Here is a 20,880-nt window from a genome sequence, read left to right on the forward strand (position 1 = left end):
AGCGAGCCTGACGAACTAGGTGATGGTCAGGCCGGTGCCGCCGACGAGCCCGCTGCCGTTGCCGGTGAGCGCGCCGCCTGCCGGGGTGGTGATGACGTAGTTGCCGGCCGATCCGGTGACGGTCCAGGCGGATGCGTCGTATCCGTCGTCGAGGGCGACGAGCGCGGCCTTGACGACGGAGTTGGAGGCGTTGGACGCGATCGTGGTGGTGGTGCGTCCGCGCCAGGTGAGGGTGGCATTGCCGCTGGATGCGCCGCCGAAGCTGACGGTGTAGTTGTGGGTGACGCCGTCGAGGTAGAACAGGCCGATCCGGTTGGGTCGCACGATGTTCGCGCCGAAGCGCCAGGTGCAGCGGATCAGGACGCTGTCGGAGCTGAATGCGGCCTGATCGGACACGGCGACGGTGACGGGGCCGACTGCGGACACGATGGCGGTGCGGTCGATGACGAGGCCGGTTCCGGAGGGGACGGCGGGGTCGACGAGGACGGGCAGGTTGAACAGGAACCGTTGTGCTTCTGTGGTTCCGGCGCCGAGCAGCGAGGTGTTGTAGTTGTCGCCGGTCTTGAGTCGCTGCAGCGCCGCCCACGCGTCGGGGGCGCACAGGATGTGGGTGGGTGAGCTGTAGTTCGTGGCGAGTACGGCGAGCCCGTCGGTGAGGGCGTCGAGGTCTGCGGCGATGGTGCCGCAGTCGACGAGGCCGGGGATGTGGATCAGGCCGGCGGGTGGGGTGACGGCGGGGCCGACCGGGGCGGGCTGCGCGAGGTAGGCCGAGTTGGCGGCTCGGGTGACGGTGCGTCGCACGCTGACCGACAGCTGCTCGGAGGTGTTGATGTGGCTGTACTGCTCGCGCGAGAGGCGGACCAGTTGGGCGATCTTGCCGGTGAAGACGGTGCACTGGGCCAGGTCGGGGTTGTCCTCGGGGATCACGCTGCCCTCCGGGACGAACCCGGCGTCGGCGTCATCGACGTAGACGCAGTGGACGGCGACCGCGTCGCCTTCGACATCACCGGCGACGGTGGAGGTTTGGAGGATCAACGCTTCGGGGACGGCGTCACCGGGTGCTACTTCGGTGACGTCGGGGGACCATCCGCTGGAGGACAGGGTGGTGGTGATGGTGGCCATGTGAAGACTCGCTTTCGAGGTTTCTCGGCCAAACGGCAAGGGCCGCAGCCGAGGACGGATTAGATCTCGGATGCGGCCCGCGCTGTTCCGGTGAGCGCCCCCACCAGGGGCAGCTCTGTTGTGAGTCTACCGCTTGAATGCGTCAGACCACGAGCCCGAGTTGCCGCCGGAGTGCACGGAGGTTCCTTCGCGCGACACGACCGGCCCCCTACGTAGTTTCGCTTTGGGGTCTTCCAGTCCGAGTTGTTGTTTGGCGTCCTGGGTGGCGGTGAGGACGCGTTCGGGATCGACGGTGCCGTCGTCTCCGACGAGGGTCGACAGTTCGACGCCGACGGTCCAGAGGGCGGCGGGTTTGGTGAGATGGTCGGCGGCGAGCCGCTCGACCTCGCGGCGTTGCATCGTTTCGAGGTTCTGCCGCAGCGTGTCTCGTTCCGCTTCGGCGGCACGAAGCTTCTCCCGGTAGCGGTGGTCCCGGCGAGTAAGACCGTCGTCGGGCGCTGCGTCGATTCCATCAGTGTCGGGGGCGTCGGGTGTTGTGTTCTCCACCGGCTGAGCGGTTTCCGCGGATTCTGCGGTGGGCGGGTCTTCCGGCTCGGTGCTGGTGGCTTGGTCGTCGGTCATGCGGATCGTTCCTTCCGGGTGGCGCCGGCCGGCCGGCCGGCGGATCTGGTGTTGATCTGTCCGGCGACCACACCGTGCGGTCGCTTGGATTTGGGCAGGCTGTCGAACCATGTGGTGCAGCTCGCCAGCGCCGTGCATCGGCGGCACAGTTCGATGGCTTGGGCGTGGCGGGCGGCCGTGACGTCGGTGGGTTCGCGGTCCAATTCGGATGGTGCGTCGAACAGGTGGTGCTTTCCCCGACAACGGGCACCGGGCAGGGCGGGTGCCAGTCCGAGGGCGGCGAAGAGGTCGTGCGGGGTGTTGCTCACTGTTCTTCGGCCTCGATCATCTGGACGATCTCGTGGGTGGCGGCCAGGCCGGTGTGGCTGCGGTCTTCGAGGGCGGCCCAGATGCGGTTCTCTGTGGTGCTGGGGTGTTGTTCGGCGACGGTGCGGGCCAGGGAGACGGCGACGTGGGCGAGTCCGGCGACGAGGTGGACTTCGTCGTTGTCGTTGGCGACCTCGGCGATGAGCGCGTCGGCCGTGCGGGTGTCGTCGAGACTGACGGCCCGGCAGAGTTCGATGGCTCGTAGCTGATTCCAGTAGATCCGCCTGTCGTCCTTGAAGTTGGTGTCGTCGGGCTGTTCGGTCATGGTGTCGGCTTTCGTTGGGGGGTTGGTGAAGTAGTCGGGGGGCAGAAAGACGACGCGGTGGTTCACGCCGTCTCCTGTTTGCTCAGGCAGCCGAGGTGGGTGTCGCCTTGCCCGGCGGTGACGGGTTTGGCGCAGACGAGGCAACGCGGAACTTCGCGGCCACGGAAGCGGATGGTGCGACGGCCACGGAGTTCTTGTCTGCGCGTCGTAAGCGGCGTCGGCGGAGCTGGTGTGAGCGCCGTGGACGGGTGCAGGGAGCAGCTCACCTGCTCTGTGCTCCCTGCCCCGATTTCGGGGCGCTCTTGAGCCTCTGACCTCACAGGGAGCAGGGAGCACGATTCCTGAGTGTCCTCGGTGCTCCCTGCCCCCTCGGTGCTCTCTGCTCCCTGGTCGTCAGGGAGTTGCCAGAACCATGGCCCCGGGTTCACGGGTCGGACGGCAGCGATGCCGAGACGTTTCTTGGCGCGCTTGGCTTGGTCGACCGTGTAGCCGGCGGCGTGAGCCGCTTGGTACACCTCGTTTGCCTTTACCGCGTTGTTAGCCAGGAAGGCGTGCAGCCACTCCGCGATGTCGTCGTGTTCGCCGCTGTCGGTGGTGCGGTTGATGACATCGGAGACCGAGGTGTCCGACACCCCGAGGTCTACGACACGGGCAACTTCCGCGGTTCCGTCGTCGGTGGGGACGGACACGCTGTCCAGGCGGAACGCGAAGGACGCATCGCCCTTGGCGGCGTAGTTCCCCTTGTCTTGGGTGACGACGACGCGGTCGCCGTCTTCGGCGAATAGGAACAGCGACCGGACGGCGTCACGGAATGCATGCGAGCCGGACATCTTGTCCGAGGCGTTGCCGCCGCCCTTGCCGAAGTGGCGGACGAACATCATGACAGCGCCGGTCTTGTCGGCGACGCGGGCGAGCGCGTCGACCGCCTGTCGTACATCAGCCTCCCGGTGAAGGTCACCGGTCATGGTCGAGGCGATGGGGTCGAGCAGGACCAGTACGGCCCCGGTGTCGCTGATCGCCTGGCACATCCGATCGGTGTCCAACGGGAGCTTCGGAATGGCCTCGCTGGTTTGACCAGCCTCCTCCGAAGCGATGTATAGCCGGCCCACCTTGGTGAGATCGGCACCGGCCGCGATGGCGCGGGGCACGATCACCGTCGACCAGGCGTCTTCACCTGACCAGATCAGCGATGGCCTTGGGTCCCCGTAATACTGACCGGGCAAGGTGCCCCGGGACAGTTGCGCGATCATGTGCAGCGCGTAGGTGGTCTTGCCGGTGCCGCCGCGACCGGCCAGCGCGGATGCCGTGGATACGGGAATTCGGTCTTCCCACAACCACACTTGCTTTTTGGGGCGGATACTCGATGCCCACTCGACTCGAGCAGATCGCTCTGCCCAAACGCTGACGGTGTCGCTCATCCTGCCTTCCTAAGCGCGTCGATCTCACGCCGGCGCTGCACTTGCTGGGCCACTTCGCTCCAGTTCTCGGCCGCCGAGATCGCCTGTCCGGCCTCGTCCATCGCCTGCTGCGCGATGTCGACGCGGAGCGCCCAATGTCGGGCAGCGTCGAAAATTGCCGCGAGCTTCCTGGGGTCGTCGTTGGGGAGGTAACGCCAGGGCAGGGTCCCGACCATCGGCCAGGACCCCACCTCCTTCAGCGTCGACTCCACGAACTCGTGAACGGTGTACCAGTCCACACTGCGGGAGTATTCGGTCATTTCACGTTGCCCTCCTGCGCGGCGAGTGCACGAGCCCAGTGCGGCGGATGAACGATGTGCCGACCGTCGTCGAAAAGGTTGCGGCACGGTTCGTTCGGGGCGGCAGCACACATAGGGCATGCGACATTGAGCGCGGGCGCCATGCAGGCCGGGCACTCCCGATGCAACGCAGTCACTGCACAGCCCGTCCGTAGGCGGTGTGACGCCGAATCGCGCTACCAAGCAAGTAGTGCAGCTGCTCGGCCTCGTCCACGGTCATCCACGCCTCGACCCCATCACCTTCCCCGTTCTGGTCGTTGTAGAGGCCGATCATGAGTTCGTCCGGCACTCGTTCCCGGTCATCGATATCGACCCAAATGCTCAGATAGCGGGTGCGCTGCGGTATCGCGGTTGGTAGGCAGCCAGTGAGTCGGGCCTCGCCTTTCCAGATGTGGTTGCCGAGACTTTGGCACGCGTGTGATGTGCAGCCGTCGAGACCGCAACGGGTTGTGTTGTCGCTCATCGCTGCACCGCCTCGGTGTCGGCTTCGAGCGCGTCGGCGGCCTTGTCGAGAAGCACTGATGCGTTGCGCAAATTCCACAGCGCGTTCACCACGTCGACTAAAGCGAACATCGGGACGTCCTCGGGAAGCTCCCGGATGGCAGCGTTGATCGCCGTGCGAATCATGTCGATTCGGAACACAGCGTCGTCGAAAGCGTTCGCAGCCTTGATCATTTGCGGCTCTTTTCCAGCGTCTCGATCTCCTTGATCAACGCGCTGATGGTGTCGGCGACCCGCGTGGCCCGTGTTCGGAGTTCGCCGCTGGCGGGCAGGATCATCCGGTTGACGTACATCCGCGCTTCTTTGAGGTGCTCTATTGCGCGGCCGGGGGCTTGGATTATCATTCGGTATGAGACCTTTCTGACTTCTGGTGACGAGTGGTTTCTGACGGCGTCGGTGTTCCAGCACCGGCGCTGTCGCTATTTCCGGGCCGAAGATCCTCGGTCCGATCAGCCTCGGGATCGAGCCCGAGATCTTCATGGGCGGGGTAGATCCGCATCAGGCGGCGTCACCACCGACTTCAAGCCCCCGGATAAACTCCGCGAGCGCAGCCTCTGAAACGAGCCGCCTGCGGCCAACTTTCACCGACCGCAGCTGTCCAGACGCCATTAGTTCGAACACCATGGATCGGCCGATGCCAAGCCGATGCATCACGCCTTCTACGTTGTGGAGCTGAGCCAGCCGCTCAGTGATTTGTTCAGTCATTGCCATCCTGCTCCGTTATGCGACACACGGGGCGGTTGCACCGTGCCTTACGGAGCATACCGCGGATGCTCCCGAATGCAAGCGGACTCGTGCAATAATGTTGCAATGCCGAACATTGACGAAGCCGCCAAGAAGTGGCAGTTGGACCTCGCCAAGAGGTTTGGCGACGCCGTCAAGAAATGCCGCACTGACCGAAAGCTGACCGCGCAACAGCTTGCAGATCGGACCAGGGAGGTGGGTTATCCCGTTACACGGGTGGCCATTTCAAAGATTGAGAGCAACAGCCGAGCTGGGAAAGTTGATGTGGCCGAACTGCTAGCGCTGGCTACAGCACTGAACGTCCCTCCGGTGACATTGTTGTTCCCCCACTTGCCAGACGGGATTGTCCAGTACGCCCCAGGTATCCCAGCCACAAGCGAGAAAGGAATGGAATGGTTTGGGGGCGAATGGACCTTCTTCTGGAGCTTTGACGGTGACGTGAAGGCGGAGCCTGCCCCATTGGGGCAGGTGCTCAGGGCGACCAGGGAGCGGTCCGAGGCGCGCAAGATTCTGAGCGACCTGGTTCGAAAAGCCTCTTCGACAGGCCCCGACGATGACCCGGATGCCCAGAGGCGAGCCGAGCTGTACGAACGTGAGATCCATTATGCCGAGCTGCGAATCAATCAGTTGAACGATCAGATACGAGATGCCGGTGGCACTGTCAACGGAGGTGACGATGCCTAGACAGCGCATGGAGCCTGGCGAGCACGGCAGGATCACCGAGCGGGTGGTCAAGACCAAAACGCCTAATGGCAGTCACAGCGAAACTTTCTATGCCACAACATATGTCCGTGACTCTGACGGGAAGCGCCGCCGCGTTGAGCGGTCCAGCCTCAAGTCAGGTGAGGATGCTCGTCGTCTACTGCAGCGGCATCTCAAGGATCGTCGTCCGCCCGTCGCAGCCACACAGGAGGTCACGGAGCGGACCACACTGTCGGAGCTATTCGAAATCTGGATTGTGGCCAAGGCCGCCGAAGACGGCGTGTCCGAGCAGACGGCGGGTCAGTACCGGCAGGTGTGGACGAAGCACGCAGCGAACCAGTTGGGCGCGTTGCGCATTCGAGAAGTCGACACGACAGTGGCCCACGGACACGTTCAGCGCATGGGCGCCACAACACAGGCCAAGCGGCTGCGGATGATCTTGCTGGGCATGTTCTCGATGGCCGTCCGATTCGGCGTGATCGCGGTGAACCCGATCCGGGAGACGAAGCCCACGAAGGCGGCACCCAAGGAGGTGACGCGCAAGATCAGTTCCGAGGATCTCGAGCGCGTCCGGGCTGCCCTCCGGGAGTACGCCGACCGGGAGGGTCCGGGTCCGCGCCCCGGCCGTCTATTGCCGGCGTTCGTGGATCTGTTGGTGGCCACCGGCGCGAGGCCCAACGAGGTGCTGGCGCTGCGTTGGTCAGATTGCAATGTCGGCGGCGATCCGCCGACAGTCACGATCCGAGGGACGCTGATCGACCACGGCCGCATCGTCGGGAAGCCGCTACACCGGCAGGATCGACGGAAGGGCGGTGCCCCCGAGCACACCGTCAAGCTCCCCCGCGTCGGGGTCGATGCGTTGGAGGAGCTGAAGTCGCACACGTCCGGCGAGGGCCCCGTGTTCGCCAACCGCGACGGGGGTTGGGTGTCGCTGTCCAACATGCGCCGGTCGCTACGGGCCGCGCTCCCCGAGGATCTTCGAGCAACGATCACCCCACACACGTTCCGGCGAGCTGTCGCCACCGTGGTTCGGGACAACCTCGGCCCCGAGAAGGCGCAGCAGCAGTTGTCGCACGCGAAGCTGGCGACCACAGAGAAGCACTATCTACAGCGGCACACCGAGGGGCCGGATGTCCGGGCCGTGCTGGACGAGTACACCGGCGTCCGCGAATGAATGTGGCGGGAAAGTAGCGGCTCCCGGGCGTGTTGCTTGTGCCGCGGGAGCCGTTCATGCTGGTAGTGAGTGCGCCCGAAGGGATTCGAACCCCTAACCTTCTGATCCGTAGTCAGATGCTCTATCCGTTGAGCTACGGGCGCTTGGGTGGTGCATGTTCAGTTGTGCGCGGAGGCGAGAGGATTTGAACCTCCGGTCCGCTTTAAGGCGGACAACTCATTAGCAGTGAGTCCCATTCGGCCGCTCTGGCACGCCTCCCGACGTTTACCGCCGCGCCGATGAGAGTACACAGGCCCCACGGCGGGAAGCAAAGCAGATCGGAGGCGGCCCTAAACTGTTCCAGGTGCCCGCCCGTCTACGCCCCGAACTCGCCGATCTTCCCGCCTACACGCCGGGCAAGACCGTGCCGGGCGCCATCAAGATCGCCAGCAACGAGACCGTCGACGGACCGCTGCCGAGCGTGCGCGCCGCGGTCGAGAAGGCCCTCGACGGCATCAACCGCTATCCCGACAACGGGTACGTCGAGCTCAAGCAGCGGCTGGCCAAGCACGTCAACGTCGCGCCCGAACACATCTCGGTGGGCTGCGGGTCGGTCAGCCTGTGCCAGCAGCTGATCCAGATCACGTCCACCGTCGGTGACGAGGTCCTGTTCGGGTGGCGCAGCTTCGAGATCTACCCGCTGCAGGTCCGCACCGCCGGCGCCACGCCGGTGCAGGTACCGCTGACCGACCACACCTTCGACCTGGACGCGATGCTCGCCGCGATCACCGACCGCACGCGGCTGATCTTCGTCTGCAACCCGAACAACCCGACCAGCACCGTCGTCGACCCGGAGGCGCTGGCCCGGTTCGTCGAGGCCGTCCCGTCGCACATCATGGTCGTGCTCGACGAGGCCTACATCGAGTACATCCGCGACGGTCTCGTCCCCGACAGCTTCGGCCTGGTCCGTGCCTACAGCAACGTCGTTGTGCTGCGCACCTTTTCGAAGGCCTACGGGCTGGCCGGTCTGCGCGTCGGGTACGCGGTCGCCGATCCGGAGATCGTCTCCGCGCTGTCGAAGGTGTACGTGCCCTTCACCGCGACCAGCGTCTCGCAGGCCGCGGCGATCGCGTCCCTGGACGCCGCCGACGAGTTGCTCGAGCGCACCGACGCCGTCGTGGCCGAACGGGTCCGGGTGTCGGCGGCGCTGCGCGAGGCGGGCTACGAACTGCCGCCGTCGCAGGCCAACTTCGTCTGGCTGCCGCTGCCCGGCCGGGCGTCGGCGTTCGCCGCCGACGCCGCCAACAGCCGCATCATCGTCCGGCCCTACGGTGAGGACGGCGTGCGGGTCACCGTCGCCGCACCGGACGAGAACGACGCCTTCCTCGCCTTCGCCCGCACCTGGACAGGACGCGCATGACCGACGCCCGCACCACCTTCACCGAGCTGACCGAGCGCACCGACCGGATCGACGACGCCGAACTCGACGCGTTCTGGGCCACCCTCGCCCCCGCCACCATCGAGTTCATGATCGGCGAGTGGAAGGGCGGCGAATTCGACACCGGCCACAAGGCCAACGGATTCATGAAGCGGCTCAACTGGTTCGGCAAGACGTTCGTCTCGGCCGCCGATGCCAAGCCGCTGGTCTGCCTGGACGCCGAGGGCGCCAGGTACTCCAACACCGAGGCGATGAACGGCGAGGCCAGCCTCTGGATGGAGGAGTTCCGCGGGGAGACGGTGGCCTCGATGGTCTACGACGGCAAGCCGGTGCACGACCACTTCAAGGTCGTCGACGACAACGCGGTGATCGGGATCATGAACGGCAAAGGTGCGCTGGACACCAGCAGCGGCACGCCGCGCCACCTGTACTTCTATCTGGAACGGGTGTAGCCGCCTATCGTGGCGGAGATGAAGACGCGCGTGCGGGTGACGACGACGGCGCTCGCCGGGCTGGCGATCGCGCTCGGCGTGACCACGGCCTGCCAGCGCACCACCGAGGGCGCCGTCGCGCAGACCACCCAGCCGGGGCCTCCGCTGACCACCGAGCCCAGTGCGCCGAGCCGGCTCCCGTCGATCCCGGGGCTGCCCGACATCACGATCCCCAACCTCCCGCTGCCGACCCGGGGCACCGACGTTCCGGTGGTCCCGCCGCCGCCGAACGCGACCAGCATGACCTGCGAGGAGTACAACGGCCTCGACGAGCCCACCCGCGTCGCGGTGGTGCGGGCGATCCTCGAGCAGGGCAGCAACCCCCTGGGCCCCAACGGCGAGACCGTGGGCCAACTGCTGGCCGACGCGGCATGCCAGTTCCTGCCGAGCGCCAAGGTGAGCGACGTCCTGATGGGCTCGTAGCCCCCGCTGCGGCGAGGCGGCTAGCCTCTTGGTCCATGGGCAGCAGCTATGAGTCATTGACCGTCGACATCGCCGATCACATCGCGCAGGTCACGCTCATCGGGCCGGGCAAGGGCAACGCGATGGGCCCGGCGTTCTGGGCCGAACTCCCCCAGGTCTTCGCCGAACTGGACGCCGACCCCGACGTGCGGGCGATCGTGCTGACCGGGTCGGGGCGCAACTTCAGCTACGGCCTGGATCTGGCGGCGATGGGCGGCACCCTGTCGCCGATGATGGCCGAGGGCGCCCTGGCCAAACCCCGCGCCGACTTCCACGCCCGGCTCAAGACGATGCAGCAGTCGATCACCGCTGTCGCGGACTGCCGCACGCCGACCATCGCGGCGATCCAGGGCTGGTGCATCGGCGGCGGTGTCGACCTGATCTCGGCCGTGGACATCCGCTACGCCAGCGCCGACGCCAAGTTCTCGGTCCGTGAGGTCAAGCTCGCCATCGTCGCCGACGTCGGCTCGCTGGCGCGGCTTCCGCTGATCCTGTCGGACGGGCACCTGCGTGAGCTGGCGTTGACGGGCAAGGACATCGACGCGGCTCGTGCCGAGAAGATCGGACTGGTCAACGACGTGTACCCCGACGCCGAGGCCACCCTGGCCGCCGCACGGGCCACCGCGGCCGAGATCGCCGCGAACCCTCCGCTCGTCGTGGCCGGCGTCAAGGACGTGCTCGACGAACAGCGCACCGCAGCGGTGTCGGCCAGCCTGCGCTACGTCGCGGCGTGGAACTCCGCGTTCCTGCCGTCGAGGGACCTCACCGAGGGCATCACCGCGATGTTCGAGAAGCGCGCGCCCGACTTCAAAGGCGAGTGAGCCTCACACCAAAGTCCGTCCCGACGTCTCGGGCAGCGCGAGCACGCAGGCGAGGCTGACCAGCCCCAGGGCGCCCATCATCACCGACACCGCCCACCCGCCGTAGGACGCCAGCAGTATCGGCGAGACGACGGGCGGCAGCGCGCCGCCGACGATGGCCCCCAGCGTGTGCGACAGTGCCGCGCCGGTGTAGCGGTACTCGGGGTCGAAGATCTCCGGCAGGAGCGCCGCCAGCGGCCCCATGCACCACCCGATCAGGCAGTAGGTCACCACGATCGTCACCCCGAAGACGAGCTTGTGGCCCGTCTCGATGAGCGGGAAGACCGCGAACGCCCACGGCGCGGTCAGCGCAAAGCCGAGCGACACGACGCGGCGCCGGCCGTAGGTGTCGCTGAGGATCGCCGAGAGCGCCGCGAAGCCGACCGCGCACAACCCGCCGATGACACCGACCATCAGCACGAGGTCGTACGAGAAGTCCAGCCGGTCGGCCGCGTAGTGGGTGAAGAACGTGCCGGCCTGGAACACGAGCATCGGCGCGCAGATCGCCACACCGGCGGCCAGCAACACCTGACGACCCTGCCGGCGGAACAGGGCGGCCAGCGGGGTGCCGACGTGAGCGGACTCCGTGTGCACCGGCGAATCCTTGACGTGCATCCGGATGTACAGGGCGACGAGGATCAGAATTCCGCTGAGCAGGAACGGAATTCGCCACGCCCACGCGAAGAACGCCGACCCCGGGTCCTCCCCGAACACCGCCTGCACGACGTAGAACACCAGATTCGCCAGGACCAGCGCCGTGCCGAGCCCGAGCTGGGTGAACATGCCGTAAAAGCCGCGGCGGTCCTGCGGCGCGTTCTCCGCGCTCAGCAACACCGCACCCGCCCATTCCCCGCCGACCGCGAAGCCCTGGACCAGCCGCAGGAAGAGCAGCAGCAAAGGCGCCGCGACACCGATGGTGGCGGTGCTGGGGATCAGGCCGACACCGACGGTGGCCAGTCCCATCAACAGCAGCGTGACGACGAGCGTCTGCTTGCGGCTGATCCGGTCCCCGAAGTGGCCGAACACCGCCGCACCGACCGGCCGGGCCAGAAAGGCGGCCGCGAAGGCGCCGAGGGATGCCGTCGTCGCCATCATCGGGCTGAGTTCGGGGAAGAACACCGTCGGAAAAATTAGCGCTGCGGCGGTGCCGTAGATGAAGAAGTCGTAGAACTCGACGGCAGAGCCGACGTAGCTGGACATCGAGATCCGCCACAGCGGTTGGGTGGCGGTGGCCGTTCCTGTCGTCATGCGTCGATATTGACGGGTTTGCCCGCCTTTCACATCCGCTATTGAGCGGAATCACCGGTGGAGGGCGATGTCCACCGATCGGAGGACGGGTGAACCGGGCCTTTCCCCGGCAGCAATCCGCTCTTTGTGGTAAACGGATTTGCTGCACGGGGGGTGAATTGCTGCGGTGGCGGAGGGATTTGAACCCCCGGACGGTGTTAGCCGTCTCTCGCTTTCAAGGCGAGTGCATTAGGCCGCTCTGCCACGCCACCGCGGGACAGTCTAGACGCGGCCCACCTTGACCGACTGCGTGCCCGACTTCAGCCCGACGCTGATCCGACGGCAGTTCTCCCCCATCGCCGCAACCTGCGGGCGGGTCAACCGGTCGAGGAAGTGGGCGCGCACCGCGGCGCCGTACGTGTGCAGCGCCGACGCCAGCGCCTCGCGCCCCTCGGGCGTGATCCGCGCCAGCACACCGCGTCCGTCGTCCGGACTGGCCCCCCGACCGACCAGACCCTGCTTCTCCAACCGGTGGATCTGACGCGTCACCCGACTCGGCAGCGACATCAACGACTCCGCGAGATCCCCCATCCGCGCGGCGCCCGACGGGGACCTGGCCAGTAGGTCGAGCAGTCGAACGTCGTTGAGTGTGAGCTTGTGCCGGTCCACCAGAGAACGATTCATGGTGGCGTACAAGCGAAGTGCGGCGTCCAGAAAGTTCTGCCACGCCCGTTGTTCTGCGATGTCAAGACCAGGCGTATCGCTGGCGGTACGCCCCCCGATGATCCCCTCCATGGGGTCATACTAGATGCACCGTGGTATTGCTGACAGGTAAAAGGTAAGGGACTTTTCCCAGCGTAGTACCCTTGCGTGGATGCGCGCGATCGTGGCCGATTCAGGCCGGCTCACCTGGCAAACCGTCCCTGACGTCGCGCCCGCGCCCGGCGAGGTCCTGATCCGGGTCACCGCTGCGGGCGTGAACCGGGCCGATCTCCTTCAAGCGGCCGGGAACTATCCGCCACCTCCTGGTGCCAGCGACATCATAGGGCTCGAGGTGTCGGGATTCCTAGAGCAGATCGGTGACGGCGTCACGAATTGGACTCAGGGGCAACAGGTCTGCGCTTTGCTGGCAGGCGGCGGTTACGCCGAGTACGTGGCGGTTCCTGCCGGTCAGGTACTGCCGGCACCCGACGGCGTCCCCCTCGAACACGCCGCCGGCCTGCCCGAGGTGGCCTGCACCGTCTGGTCGAACGTGGTGATGACCGCCGGCCTGCAGCCGTCCCAGCTGCTGCTCGTCCACGGCGGCGCCAGCGGTATCGGTACGCATGCCATCCAGGTGGCACGCGCACTCGGGTGTCGCGTCGCGGTGACCGCCGGTTCGCGCAACAAACTCGAACTGTGCGCCGAACTCGGCGCCGAGATCGCGATCGACTATCACAACGAGGATTTCGTCGACGCCGTGCGTGATGCGGGCGGCGCGGACGTCATCCTCGACATCATGGGAGCGGCCTACCTGGACCGCAACATCGATGCGCTGGCCGCCGACGGCCGGCTGGTGATCATCGGCATGCAGGGCGGCGTCACGGCGGAACTCAACATCGCCAAATTGCTGGCCAAGCGCGGCGGCGTGTTCGCCACCGCACTGCGCGCCCGCCCGGTCGACGGTCCCGCCGGCAAGACCGAGATCGTGGCCCGGGTGCGCGACGAGGTGTGGCCGTTGATCGCCGACGGTCAGGTCCGGCCGGTGATCGGCGCCGAGTTCCCCATCGCCGAGGCCCAGGCTGCCCACGAGCTGCTGGAGTCCGGCGACGTGTCCGGGAAAGTGATTCTGCGCGTTCGCGATTGACGCTGTCAGCCGAGCGACGCGAGCGCCCGCACCAGCTGGTCCACCTCGGCGGCGGTGCTGTAGTGGGCCAGCCCGATCGTCACCGCGCCGCCGATGTCGTTGACGCCGATGACGTCGAGCACGCGGGAGTTCGCATTGGCGATCGCGAGGATGCCGTTGTCGGCCAGTCGCTGCACGACCCGCTCGGCGGGGACGTTCTCGACCACGAAACTGAGCACCGGGATGCGGACCTCGGGGCTGCCGATCACCATCACCGCGGGCAGCAGGCGCAGCGACGACAACAGGTAGTCGAAGAGCCCGTTCAGGTACCCCGCCGCCGACCGCATCGACACCTCCAGCCGCTCCCGACGGCTGCCCTGGGCCGAATCCTCCAGGCCGGCAAGGTATTCGATACTCGCCACCACGCCTGCCAGCAGACCGAACTGATGTGTGCCCAGCTCGAGGCGATCCGGCCCGGTGGCATACGGGTTGAGCGACACCGAACCGAACGCGTCGATCAGCGAGGGATCGCGGAAGACCAGCGCACCGATCGGCGGACCGCCCCAGGCGAGCGCGTTGACCGCCACCACGTCGGCCTCGACCTCCTGGATGTCGATGAGCCGATACGGCGCTGCCGCAGAATGGTCCACCACGACCAGGCCACCGACCTCGTGCACCAGCTTGGTCACTTCGCGGAGCTCGCTCACCGTCCCCAAAGTCGCTGAGCCAGAAGCCAACGCGACCATCCGGGTGGGCCGGGTGACCAGCCCCTCCCACTGCCAGGTCGGCAGCTCGCCGGTCTCGATGTCGACCTCGGCCCACTTGACCTTCGCGCCGTAGCGGTTCGCCGCGCGCAGCCACGGGGCGATGTTCGCCTCGTCGTCGAGCCGCGACACCACCACCTCGTAGCCCAGGCCCACCCGGGCCGATGCGGCGTCGGCGAGCGAGGTCAGCAGCACCGCACGATCGGCGCCCAGAACCACCCCGCCCGGGTCGGCGTTGACCAGATCGGCCACTGCCTGGCGGGCCGCGGCCAGCACCGCGGCGCTGCGTCGCGACGACGGGTGCGGACTCGACACCGTCGGCATCGAACCGCGAAACGCGGTGGAGACGGCCCGGCTCACGGTGTCCGGCAGAAGCATGCCGTGCTGTGCGTCGAGGTGCACCCAGCCATCGCCCAACGACGGGTGCAGTCCACGCACCCGGGCGACGTCGTATGCCATGCCAGCCCACCTTAGTGCGTCAAGGGAACCTCGCCGCACCGCCCGATTCGGACGGTTGAGCGGTTGCCCGACCTCGCTCTTGCTGCCCATGCCGTGACCGGTACGGGTCATCTGGGCAGCCATACTAGTCGAGTGAGCTTCGGGTTCGGCGTTCTCCTTGCGCTGTTGTTGCTGGTGGGACCCGGGGCAATCATCGCGCGGTGCGGCGGGCTGCACTGGCCCGCGGCCGTCGCCGTCGGCCCGGCCCTGACCTACGGCGCCGTGGCCATGGCCATCGTCCCGTTCGGCGCGCTGGGCCTGCCATGGAACGCGGCGTCGGCACTGCTGGCCGTCGTCGTGGTGGCGGTCGCCGTGACGTGTTTGCGGATGCTGCTACGCCGATTCGGCGCGCAGCCCGAGCCCGACGACACCGCGGTGCCGCCGCGCGGGGCCGGGCTGCTGGTCGCCGGGGGCGTGCTGCTCGGCGCGGTGCTGATCTGGCTGGCCGCCGCCCGCGGACTGGAGAACTGGCAGTCGATTCCCAGCACCTGGGACGCCGTCTGGCACGCCAACACCATCCGGTTCATCCTCGACACCGGGCAGGCCTCCCCGACGCACATGGGAGAACTGCGCAACATCGAGACCCACGAAGCGCTCTACTACCCGTCCACGTTCCACGCGGTGGCCGCCGTCTTCGCCCAGGTGTCCGGCGCCGCGCCGGCGACGGCGTACACCGTCAGCTCGGTGGCGGTGTCGAGCTGGCTGTTCCCCGTCAGCGCCGCGGTGCTGACCTGGCAGCTGCTGCGCTCCCGCACCGGCCCGTGGCCCACCGCGGGCGCGGCCGCCACCGCCGCCGCGCTGTCGGCTTCGTTCACCGCGGTCCCCTACGTCGAGTTCGACACCGCTTCCATGCCGAACCTGGCTGCGTACGGCATCGCCGTCCCCGTCTTCGTGCTCACCACCACGACGCTGGCCCACCGCGACCGCATCCCGATGGCCGTGCTCGCCGTCGTCGGGGTGTTCTCGGTACACATCACCGGCGGCGTCGTCACCGTGCTGCTGGTGGCCGCCTGGTGGCTGGTCGAGGCGTTGCGCCACCCGGTCCGCGGGAGGCTCGCCGACACCGGCACGCTGCTGCTCGTCGGCGCGCCCGCGGTCGCCCTGCTGCTGCCCCAGTTCCTGGGCGTCCTGCAGCAGGCCGAGATCATCGAAGGCCACTCCTTCGTCACCCATCAGGGCAAGAAGAGGGCGCTGTTCGATGCCGTCGTGCAGCACACCCGTCATCTCAACGACTTCCCGATCCAGTGGGTCCTGATCGCGCTGGCCGCCGCCGGAGGGGTGATCCTGCTGGTCCGGCGGGTGTGGTGGCCGGTGCCGGTGTGGCTGCTGCTGGTCGTGGCGATCGTGCACTCGTCGGCGCCGTTCGGCGGTCCGTTCGGCGCGGTCACCGGCAAGTTCAGCGACCTCTTCTACAGCGACCCCCGCCGCCTGTCGGCGGTGGTGACCATGCTGTTGAGCGCGCTGGCCGGCATCGCCGCCTACACCGCGGTCGCCGCCGTCGTCGGGCGGATGAGCCGGCTCAGTCCGCGCAACCGGCACGCCGCCGCCGGTGCGGTCCTGGTGGTGGGGTGCGTCGCGTCGGCCGTGCACTACCTCCCGCGGCACGAGTTCCTGTTCGGCGAGAAGTACGACTCGGTGATCATCGATGGGAAGGACCTCGAGGCGTTCGCCCACCTGGCGTCGCTGCCCGGGGCGCGGGACACCCTGGTGGCCAACGCCAACACCGACGGCACCGCATGGATGTACGCGGTCGCCGGTCTGCACCCGCTGTGGACCCACTACGACTACCCCGTGCAGCAGGGCCCCGGGTACCACCGGTTCATCATCTGGGCCTACGCCGACGACGCCGACACCGATCCGCGGGTGGCCGAGGCCGTCAAGGCGCTCGACATCCGCTACCTTCTCGTGAGCACGCCGGTGGTGCGGGGCTTCGTGATGCCCGACGGTCTGGCGTCGCTGGACAAATCCCGCTCCTGGGAGAAGATCTACGACAACGGCGAGGCGCGCATCTACCAGTGGCGCGGAGCCCGACCGGAATGACGACGCAACGCTGGGGCACTCTAGGACCATGACTTCTGACAGCACCGACGACGACAACGTCGAGATCATCGGCGACGGCTCCACCGACGCCGTCCAGGACTCCGACGGCAAGTCGCTGACCGACCTCGTCGAGCAGCCGGCCAAGGTGATGCGCATCGGCACGATGATCAAGCAGCTGCTCGAGGAGGTGCGCGCCGCACCGCTCGACGAGGCCAGCCGCGGCCGGCTGCGCGACATCCACCGCACCAGCATCCGCGAACTCGAGGACGGGCTGGCGCCGGAGCTGCGCGCCGAACTCGAGCGGCTCACGCTGCCGTTCACCGAAGAGGCGGTGCCGTCGGACTCCGAACTGCGCATCGCGCAGGCCCAGCTGGTGGGGTGGCTCGAGGGCCTGTTCCACGGCATCCAGACCGCGCTGTTCGCCCAGCAGATGGCGGCCCGTCAGCAACTCGAGCAGATGCGCCAGGGCGCGCTGCCCCCCGGCGTGGTGGTGCCCGGTCAGCGCGGCGGGCACGGCACCGGCCAGTACCTGTGAGCGTTCGTGGCAAGTCCTAGTGGCTCTCCCGAGCCCTCCATCCACACGCGCAACGCGTGGGTGGAGTTCCCGATCTTCGACGCCAAGACGCGCTCGCTGAAGAAGGCGTTCCTCGGCAAGGCCGGCGGCGCGATCGGACGCAACGACTCCAACGTCGTCGTCATCGAGGCGCTGCGCGACATCACGATGTCGCTGAAGATGGGCGACCGCGTCGGCCTGGTCGGGCACAACGGTGCGGGCAAGTCGACCCTGCTGCGGCTACTCTCCGGCATCTACGAACCCACCCGCGGCGTGGCCACGGTGCAGGGCCGGGTGGCCCCGGTGTTCGACCTCGGGGTCGGTATGGATCCCGAGATCTCCGGGTTCGAGAACATCATCATCCGCGGTCTGTTCCTCGGTCAGACCCGCAAGCAGATGCTCGACAAGGTCGACGAGATCGCCGAGTTCACCGAGCTCGGCAACTACCTGTCGATGCCGCTGCGCACGTACTCGACGGGCATGCGGGTGCGGCTCGCGATGGGCGTGGTGACCAGCATCGACCCCGAGATCCTGCTGCTCGACGAAGGCATTGGTGCCGTGGACGCCGACTTCCTGAAGAAGGCCCAGACCCGGCTGGCCCAGCTGGTGGAGCGGTCCGGCATCCTGGTGTTCGCCAGCCATTCCAACGAGTTCCTGGCACGCCTGTGCAAGACCGCGATATGGATCGATCACGGCACCGTGAGGATGGAGGGCGGGATCGAAGAGGTGGTCCGCGCCTACGAGGGTGAGGACGCCGCCCGCCATGTGCGCGAGGTGCTCGAGGAGACGGCACACACGCATGAACCGTGAAACCGTGGTCGCGGTCGTCGTCACCCACCGTCGTCCCGACGAGCTGGCGAAGTCGCTCGATGCGGTGGCCGCCCAGAGCAGACGTCCCGACCACCTGATCGTGGTCGACAACGATCACGACGATCGGGTCCGCGATCTCGTTGCCGACCAACCGATTCCGACGACGTATCTGGGATCGCAGCGAAACCTGGGCGGCGCAGGCGGATTCGCGCTCGGCATGCTGCATGCGCTCGCGCTCGGTGCGGACTGGGTGTGGCTCGCCGACGACGACGGCCGGCCCCAGGACGCCGAGGTGCTGGCGACGCTGCTGGCCTGCGCCGGCCGCCACGGGCTGGCCGAGGTGTCGCCGATGGTGTGCAACCTCGACGAGCCCGATCGCCTGGCCTTCCCGCTGCGCCGCGGCCTGAAATGGCGGCGGCTGGTGAGCGAATTGCGTGCCGACGGTAACGGAGACCTGCTGCCGGGCATCGCGTCCCTGTTCAACGGCGCGCTGTTCCGCGCCACCACGATCGAGGCGGTCGGCGTGCCCGATCTGCGATTGTTCATCCGCGGCGACGAGACCGAACTGCACCGCCGTCTCGTCCGCACCGGGTTGCCGTTCGGCACCTGCCTGGACGCGGTGTACCTGCATCCCTGTGGCACCGAGGAATTCAAGCCGATCCTGGGTGGCCGGATGCACACCCAGTATCCGGACAACGAGGCCAAACGGTTCTACACCTACCGCAACCGCGGCTATCTGCAGGCCCAGCCGGGGATGCGCAAACTCGTCGCGCAGGAATGGCTGCGGTTCGGCTGGTATTTCCTGGTGTCGACGCGCGATCCGCGCGGTTTCGCCGAGTGGATCCGGTTGCGGCGGTTGGGTCGACGGGAGAGGTTCGCGCGACGATGACGTTCACGGATGCCGCGGCACAGTCGAAGACGTTCACCCGGGCCTGGGCCGACCTGGTCGGCGGGTTCGGTAAGCGCGAGCTGTGGCTGCACCTGGGGTGGCAGGACATCAAGCAGCGCTACCGGCGTTCGGTGCTGGGCCCGTTCTGGATCACCATCGCCACCGGCACCACCGCCGTGGCGATGGGTGGGCTGTACTCGAAGCTGTTCAAACTCGAGCTGTCCGAACATCTCCCCTACGTCACGCTCGGGTTGATCATCTGGAATCTCATCAACGCCTCGATTCTCGAGGGCGCCGAGGTGTTCATCGCCAACGAAGGTCTGATCAAACAACTTCCGACACCGCTGTCGGTGCACGTCTACCGACTGGTCTGGCGGCAGATGATCCTGTTCGCGCACAACATCATCATCTTCGTGATCATCGCGATCATCTTCCCCAAACCCTGGACGTGGACGGACCTGTCGTTCATCCCCGCGCTGGCGCTGATCTCTCTCAACTGTGTCTGGGTCGCTTTGTGTTTCGGCATCCTCGCGACCCGCTACCGCGACATCAGCCCGCTGCTGAACAGCCTGGTGCAGCTGTTGTTCTTCATGACGCCGATCATCTGGAACGAGGCGACGCTGCAGTCCCAGGGCGCCGGCCAGTGGGCCAAGATCGTCGAGCTCAACCCGCTGCTGCACTACCTCGACATCGTGCGGGCCCCGCTGCTGGGCGCAGATCAGGAACTGCGGCACTGGATCGTGGTGCTCGTCCTTACCGCGTTCGGCTGGTTGTTCGCCGCGCTGGCGATGCGCCAGTACCGGGCGCGGGTGCCGTACTGGGTATGACGGTCAGCTGACGAGCGCGGTGTGGTCGGGTTCGGGGCCGAACACGAACCGACGACCGGTCAGCGTGTCCGGCATGATGCGCACGTAGCGGAGCTTGCGGGTGGCGACCCACGGGTACAGGCCCGCGCGTTCGGCCTCGTCGATCTCCGCGGTGGTGGACAGCGGCTTGGCCGTGCCGCGCAGCACCACGCTCCAGCCCTCGGCCACGGTGTGGTCGTCGGCCTCGAACACCACGTGCTCGTTGAGCACCGAGGTGAGCAGCTTGGTGCCTTCCGCGGTCCGGAACAGCACCGTTCTGTGCTGGACGACGTAGTTGACGGGGAAGATCTCGGTCCACCCGCCGACGGTCGTGACCAGCCTGCCCAGCGATACCCCGGACAGCAGGTCCCAGCTCTGTGCGTCGGTGAGCACGGTCACCGGTGTGGTTGTCGCGTCCATGAATTCATGGTCGTCGGCCTTTGCCGATGCTCGTAGGGTCCAACGGCACTACCTTCGGCCCTTCGGTCAGCGCCGCGGCGGCGGCGTGTGCACGGCGGCGTTGATCCGATTCCAGGCGTTGATGGTCACGGCCATCGCGATGACCTGTCCCAGCTCCCGATCGGTGAACGCGTCTGCCGCGGCGGCGTAGACGTCGTCGGGAACCCCGTGATCGCCGAGCACCGTGATCGCTTCGGTCAGCGCCAGCGCGGCCCGTTCACGCGGGCTGAAGATGTCGCCCGCCTCCGTCCACGCCGCGAGCACGTCGAGCTTCTGCTCGCCCACCCCGAGCTTGCGCGCATCGCGGGTGTGCATGTCTAGGCAGAACGCGCAGTGGTTGATCTGCGACGCGCGGATCTTGATCAGTTCGCCGAGTTCGGGTTCGACGTCCTTGGCGGCTGCCGTGGACAACGTCATCATCGCGTCGTAGAGCTCCGGGGAGCTCTTGTAGATCTTCAACCGAGCCGGGGTGATGAGGGTCTGTGTCAT

The 20,880-nt window shown here is 67.2% G+C and carries 27 protein-coding genes and 3 tRNA genes; 12 read left to right on the forward strand and 18 right to left on the reverse strand.

Translation table 11 applies throughout. The features are described from left to right. Positions 1-15: 15 nt before the first annotated feature. From MCHLDSM_RS23165 to MCHLDSM_RS23200, 10 genes are all read right to left on the reverse strand, one after another. Positions 16-1,122, reverse strand: coding sequence for a phage major capsid protein (locus MCHLDSM_RS23165; protein WP_048472195.1), 1,107 nt, complete (start codon positions 1,120-1,122; stop codon positions 16-18). A gap of 126 nt (positions 1,123-1,248) precedes the next feature. Further along, entirely contained in the window at positions 1,249-1,743 is a 495-nt protein-coding gene (locus MCHLDSM_RS23170; RefSeq protein ID WP_048472196.1) for a hypothetical protein, read from the reverse strand. Further along, on the reverse strand, positions 1,740-2,051 hold the full coding sequence (locus tag MCHLDSM_RS23175; protein ID WP_048472197.1) for a hypothetical protein: 312 nt from the start codon (positions 2,049-2,051) through the stop codon (positions 1,740-1,742). The genes MCHLDSM_RS23170 and MCHLDSM_RS23175 overlap by 4 nt, the downstream gene beginning before the upstream one ends. After that, positions 2,048-2,440: a hypothetical protein gene (locus MCHLDSM_RS23180; protein ID WP_048472198.1), complete on the reverse strand. Its 393-nt coding sequence runs from the start codon at positions 2,438-2,440 to the stop codon at positions 2,048-2,050. The genes MCHLDSM_RS23175 and MCHLDSM_RS23180 overlap by 4 nt, the downstream gene beginning before the upstream one ends. Continuing rightward, positions 2,437-3,792 (reverse strand): AAA family ATPase, encoded by a 1,356-nt coding sequence (locus tag MCHLDSM_RS23185; RefSeq protein ID WP_082169042.1) that lies wholly within the window; start codon positions 3,790-3,792, stop codon positions 2,437-2,439. The genes MCHLDSM_RS23180 and MCHLDSM_RS23185 overlap by 4 nt, the downstream gene beginning before the upstream one ends. Continuing rightward, on the reverse strand, positions 3,789-4,091 hold the full coding sequence (locus MCHLDSM_RS23190) for a DUF2742 domain-containing protein (RefSeq protein ID WP_176579638.1): 303 nt from the start codon (positions 4,089-4,091) through the stop codon (positions 3,789-3,791). Before MCHLDSM_RS23190 ends, MCHLDSM_RS23185 begins: the two co-directional genes overlap by 4 nt. Positions 4,092-4,263: 172 nt before the next feature. Continuing rightward, entirely contained in the window at positions 4,264-4,593 is a 330-nt protein-coding gene (locus MCHLDSM_RS37835) for a hypothetical protein (protein WP_131722683.1), read from the reverse strand. Beyond that, positions 4,590-4,805 (reverse strand): hypothetical protein, encoded by a 216-nt coding sequence (locus tag MCHLDSM_RS23195; protein ID WP_048472199.1) that lies wholly within the window; start codon positions 4,803-4,805, stop codon positions 4,590-4,592. The genes MCHLDSM_RS37835 and MCHLDSM_RS23195 overlap by 4 nt, the downstream gene beginning before the upstream one ends. Further along, a complete protein-coding gene (locus tag MCHLDSM_RS38210) occupies positions 4,802-4,975 on the reverse strand; it encodes a hypothetical protein (RefSeq protein ID WP_156455014.1) in 174 nt (57 codons plus the stop codon). The genes MCHLDSM_RS23195 and MCHLDSM_RS38210 overlap by 4 nt, the downstream gene beginning before the upstream one ends. A 154-nt stretch (positions 4,976-5,129) precedes the next feature. After that, the gene (locus MCHLDSM_RS23200) at positions 5,130-5,336 is read right to left on the reverse strand and encodes a helix-turn-helix domain-containing protein (protein ID WP_048472200.1); all 207 of its coding nucleotides are present in this window, start codon (positions 5,334-5,336) and stop codon (positions 5,130-5,132) included. A gap of 105 nt (positions 5,337-5,441) precedes the next feature. Here MCHLDSM_RS23200 and MCHLDSM_RS35125 point away from each other — a divergent pair, with 105 nt between their 5' ends. Further along, a complete protein-coding gene (locus MCHLDSM_RS35125) occupies positions 5,442-6,059 on the forward strand; it encodes a helix-turn-helix domain-containing protein (RefSeq protein ID WP_053083068.1) in 618 nt (205 codons plus the stop codon). Next, the gene (locus MCHLDSM_RS23210) at positions 6,052-7,251 is read left to right on the forward strand and encodes a tyrosine-type recombinase/integrase (protein WP_048472895.1); all 1,200 of its coding nucleotides are present in this window, start codon (positions 6,052-6,054) and stop codon (positions 7,249-7,251) included. Before MCHLDSM_RS35125 ends, MCHLDSM_RS23210 begins: the two co-directional genes overlap by 8 nt. 70 nt (positions 7,252-7,321) lie before the next feature. On the opposite strand, the gene MCHLDSM_RS23215 is transcribed toward MCHLDSM_RS23210, so the two are convergent. Together MCHLDSM_RS23215 and MCHLDSM_RS23220 are read right to left on the reverse strand one after the other, a co-directional pair. Beyond that, positions 7,322-7,394 (reverse strand) — tRNA-Arg (locus tag MCHLDSM_RS23215). A gap of 26 nt (positions 7,395-7,420) precedes the next feature. After that, positions 7,421-7,509, reverse strand: a tRNA-Ser gene (locus MCHLDSM_RS23220). An 85-nt stretch (positions 7,510-7,594) separates the two neighbouring features. On the opposite strand from MCHLDSM_RS23220, the gene hisC reads away from it, so the two are divergent. Genes hisC through MCHLDSM_RS23240 form a run of 4 tightly spaced genes read left to right on the forward strand, consistent with a single transcriptional unit; the run spans position 7,595 to position 10,442 of the window. Then, entirely contained in the window at positions 7,595-8,650 is a 1,056-nt protein-coding gene (gene hisC, locus MCHLDSM_RS23225; protein ID WP_048472201.1) for a histidinol-phosphate transaminase, read from the forward strand. Beyond that, positions 8,647-9,120: a DUF4334 domain-containing protein gene (locus MCHLDSM_RS23230; protein WP_048472202.1), complete on the forward strand. Its 474-nt coding sequence runs from the start codon at positions 8,647-8,649 to the stop codon at positions 9,118-9,120. Before hisC ends, MCHLDSM_RS23230 begins: the two co-directional genes overlap by 4 nt. Positions 9,121-9,138: 18 nt before the next feature. Continuing rightward, a complete protein-coding gene (locus MCHLDSM_RS23235; RefSeq protein ID WP_082169045.1) occupies positions 9,139-9,582 on the forward strand; it encodes a hypothetical protein in 444 nt (147 codons plus the stop codon). A gap of 35 nt (positions 9,583-9,617) precedes the next feature. Continuing rightward, positions 9,618-10,442 (forward strand): crotonase/enoyl-CoA hydratase family protein, encoded by an 825-nt coding sequence (locus tag MCHLDSM_RS23240; protein WP_048472204.1) that lies wholly within the window; start codon positions 9,618-9,620, stop codon positions 10,440-10,442. A 3-nt stretch (positions 10,443-10,445) separates the two neighbouring features. On the opposite strand, the gene MCHLDSM_RS23245 is transcribed toward MCHLDSM_RS23240, so the two are convergent. The 3 genes from MCHLDSM_RS23245 to MCHLDSM_RS23255 form a co-directional block, all read right to left on the reverse strand. Beyond that, a complete protein-coding gene (locus MCHLDSM_RS23245) occupies positions 10,446-11,729 on the reverse strand; it encodes an MFS transporter (protein ID WP_048472205.1) in 1,284 nt (427 codons plus the stop codon). Positions 11,730-11,893: 164 nt separating this feature from the next. Beyond that, a tRNA-Ser gene (locus MCHLDSM_RS23250) sits at positions 11,894-11,980 on the reverse strand. 10 nt (positions 11,981-11,990) lie between these two features. Next, a complete protein-coding gene (locus MCHLDSM_RS23255) occupies positions 11,991-12,503 on the reverse strand; it encodes a MarR family winged helix-turn-helix transcriptional regulator (RefSeq protein WP_048472206.1) in 513 nt (170 codons plus the stop codon). Between the two features lie 79 nt (positions 12,504-12,582). Between MCHLDSM_RS23255 and MCHLDSM_RS23260 the strand changes: the two genes are divergently transcribed. Further along, positions 12,583-13,554, forward strand: coding sequence for an NAD(P)H-quinone oxidoreductase (locus tag MCHLDSM_RS23260; protein ID WP_048472207.1), 972 nt, complete (start codon positions 12,583-12,585; stop codon positions 13,552-13,554). A gap of 5 nt (positions 13,555-13,559) precedes the next feature. Here MCHLDSM_RS23260 and MCHLDSM_RS23265 read toward each other — a convergent pair whose 3' ends face one another. Continuing rightward, positions 13,560-14,756, reverse strand: coding sequence for a cysteine desulfurase-like protein (locus tag MCHLDSM_RS23265; protein ID WP_048420118.1), 1,197 nt, complete (start codon positions 14,754-14,756; stop codon positions 13,560-13,562). Positions 14,757-14,888: 132 nt separating this feature from the next. Between MCHLDSM_RS23265 and MCHLDSM_RS23270 the strand changes: the two genes are divergently transcribed. Genes MCHLDSM_RS23270 through wzm form a run of 5 tightly spaced genes read left to right on the forward strand, consistent with a single transcriptional unit; the run spans position 14,889 to position 19,914 of the window. Beyond that, complete coding sequence (locus MCHLDSM_RS23270) at positions 14,889-16,835, forward strand: DUF6541 family protein (protein WP_048472208.1); 1,947 nt, start codon at positions 14,889-14,891, stop codon at positions 16,833-16,835. A gap of 28 nt (positions 16,836-16,863) precedes the next feature. Beyond that, positions 16,864-17,370: a bacterial proteasome activator family protein gene (locus MCHLDSM_RS23275; RefSeq protein WP_048420120.1), complete on the forward strand. Its 507-nt coding sequence runs from the start codon at positions 16,864-16,866 to the stop codon at positions 17,368-17,370. Between the two features lie 6 nt (positions 17,371-17,376). Next, entirely contained in the window at positions 17,377-18,198 is an 822-nt protein-coding gene (gene wzt / locus MCHLDSM_RS23280) for a galactan export ABC transporter ATP-binding subunit Wzt/RfbE (protein WP_048472209.1), read from the forward strand. Continuing rightward, positions 18,188-19,087 carry a galactofuranosyltransferase GlfT1 gene (gene glfT1, locus MCHLDSM_RS23285; protein ID WP_048472210.1) on the forward strand — a complete coding sequence of 300 codons (900 nt, stop codon included), beginning with the start codon at positions 18,188-18,190 and terminating at the stop codon, positions 19,085-19,087. The genes wzt and glfT1 overlap by 11 nt, the downstream gene beginning before the upstream one ends. Further along, positions 19,084-19,914, forward strand: coding sequence for a galactan export ABC transporter permease subunit Wzm/RfbD (gene wzm, locus MCHLDSM_RS23290; RefSeq protein ID WP_048472211.1), 831 nt, complete (start codon positions 19,084-19,086; stop codon positions 19,912-19,914). The genes glfT1 and wzm overlap by 4 nt, the downstream gene beginning before the upstream one ends. Positions 19,915-19,917: 3 nt before the next feature. Here the strand turns inward: wzm and MCHLDSM_RS23295 are convergent, their stop codons facing one another. Beyond that, positions 19,918-20,352 (reverse strand): pyridoxamine 5'-phosphate oxidase family protein, encoded by a 435-nt coding sequence (locus MCHLDSM_RS23295; protein ID WP_048472212.1) that lies wholly within the window; start codon positions 20,350-20,352, stop codon positions 19,918-19,920. A 66-nt stretch (positions 20,353-20,418) separates the two neighbouring features. Further along, the gene (locus MCHLDSM_RS23300) at positions 20,419-20,880 is read right to left on the reverse strand and encodes a carboxymuconolactone decarboxylase family protein (protein WP_048472213.1); all 462 of its coding nucleotides are present in this window, start codon (positions 20,878-20,880) and stop codon (positions 20,419-20,421) included.

The sequence above is a fragment of the Mycolicibacterium chlorophenolicum genome (assembly GCF_001044235.1).
GTDB lineage: Bacteria > Actinomycetota > Actinomycetes > Mycobacteriales > Mycobacteriaceae > Mycobacterium > Mycobacterium chlorophenolicum.

Bases quoted from the DNA above. Each gene is read 5' to 3' on its own strand.
- MCHLDSM_RS23165 (WP_048472195.1), bottom strand. From the start codon at position 1,122: ATGGCCACCATCACCACCACCCTGTCCTCCAGCGGATGGTCCCCCGAC.
- MCHLDSM_RS23170 (WP_048472196.1), bottom strand. From the start codon at position 1,743: ATGACCGACGACCAAGCCACCAGCACCGAGCCGGAAGACCCGCCCACC.
- MCHLDSM_RS23185 (WP_082169042.1), bottom strand. From the start codon at position 3,792: ATGAGCGACACCGTCAGCGTTTGGGCAGAGCGATCTGCTCGAGTCGAG.
- MCHLDSM_RS23190 (WP_176579638.1), bottom strand. From the start codon at position 4,091: ATGACCGAATACTCCCGCAGTGTGGACTGGTACACCGTTCACGAGTTC.
- MCHLDSM_RS37835 (WP_131722683.1), bottom strand. From the start codon at position 4,593: ATGAGCGACAACACAACCCGTTGCGGTCTCGACGGCTGCACATCACAC.
- MCHLDSM_RS23195 (WP_048472199.1), bottom strand. From the start codon at position 4,805: ATGATCAAGGCTGCGAACGCTTTCGACGACGCTGTGTTCCGAATCGAC.
- MCHLDSM_RS38210 (WP_156455014.1), bottom strand. From the start codon at position 4,975: ATGATAATCCAAGCCCCCGGCCGCGCAATAGAGCACCTCAAAGAAGCG.
- MCHLDSM_RS23200 (WP_048472200.1), bottom strand. From the start codon at position 5,336: ATGACTGAACAAATCACTGAGCGGCTGGCTCAGCTCCACAACGTAGAA.
- MCHLDSM_RS35125 (WP_053083068.1), top strand. From the start codon at position 5,442: ATGCCGAACATTGACGAAGCCGCCAAGAAGTGGCAGTTGGACCTCGCC.
- MCHLDSM_RS23210 (WP_048472895.1), top strand. From the start codon at position 6,052: ATGCCTAGACAGCGCATGGAGCCTGGCGAGCACGGCAGGATCACCGAG.
- MCHLDSM_RS23230 (WP_048472202.1), top strand. From the start codon at position 8,647: ATGACCGACGCCCGCACCACCTTCACCGAGCTGACCGAGCGCACCGAC.
- MCHLDSM_RS23235 (WP_082169045.1), top strand. From the start codon at position 9,139: ATGAAGACGCGCGTGCGGGTGACGACGACGGCGCTCGCCGGGCTGGCG.
- MCHLDSM_RS23240 (WP_048472204.1), top strand. From the start codon at position 9,618: ATGGGCAGCAGCTATGAGTCATTGACCGTCGACATCGCCGATCACATC.
- MCHLDSM_RS23245 (WP_048472205.1), bottom strand. From the start codon at position 11,729: ATGACGACAGGAACGGCCACCGCCACCCAACCGCTGTGGCGGATCTCG.
- MCHLDSM_RS23255 (WP_048472206.1), bottom strand. From the start codon at position 12,503: ATGGAGGGGATCATCGGGGGGCGTACCGCCAGCGATACGCCTGGTCTT.
- MCHLDSM_RS23260 (WP_048472207.1), top strand. From the start codon at position 12,583: ATGCGCGCGATCGTGGCCGATTCAGGCCGGCTCACCTGGCAAACCGTC.
- MCHLDSM_RS23265 (WP_048420118.1), bottom strand. From the start codon at position 14,756: ATGGCATACGACGTCGCCCGGGTGCGTGGACTGCACCCGTCGTTGGGC.
- MCHLDSM_RS23275 (WP_048420120.1), top strand. From the start codon at position 16,864: ATGACTTCTGACAGCACCGACGACGACAACGTCGAGATCATCGGCGAC.
- glfT1 (WP_048472210.1), top strand. From the start codon at position 18,188: ATGAACCGTGAAACCGTGGTCGCGGTCGTCGTCACCCACCGTCGTCCC.
- wzm (WP_048472211.1), top strand. From the start codon at position 19,084: ATGACGTTCACGGATGCCGCGGCACAGTCGAAGACGTTCACCCGGGCC.
- MCHLDSM_RS23295 (WP_048472212.1), bottom strand. From the start codon at position 20,352: ATGGACGCGACAACCACACCGGTGACCGTGCTCACCGACGCACAGAGC.
- MCHLDSM_RS23300 (WP_048472213.1), bottom strand. From the start codon at position 20,880: ATGACACAGACCCTCATCACCCCGGCTCGGTTGAAGATCTACAAGAGC.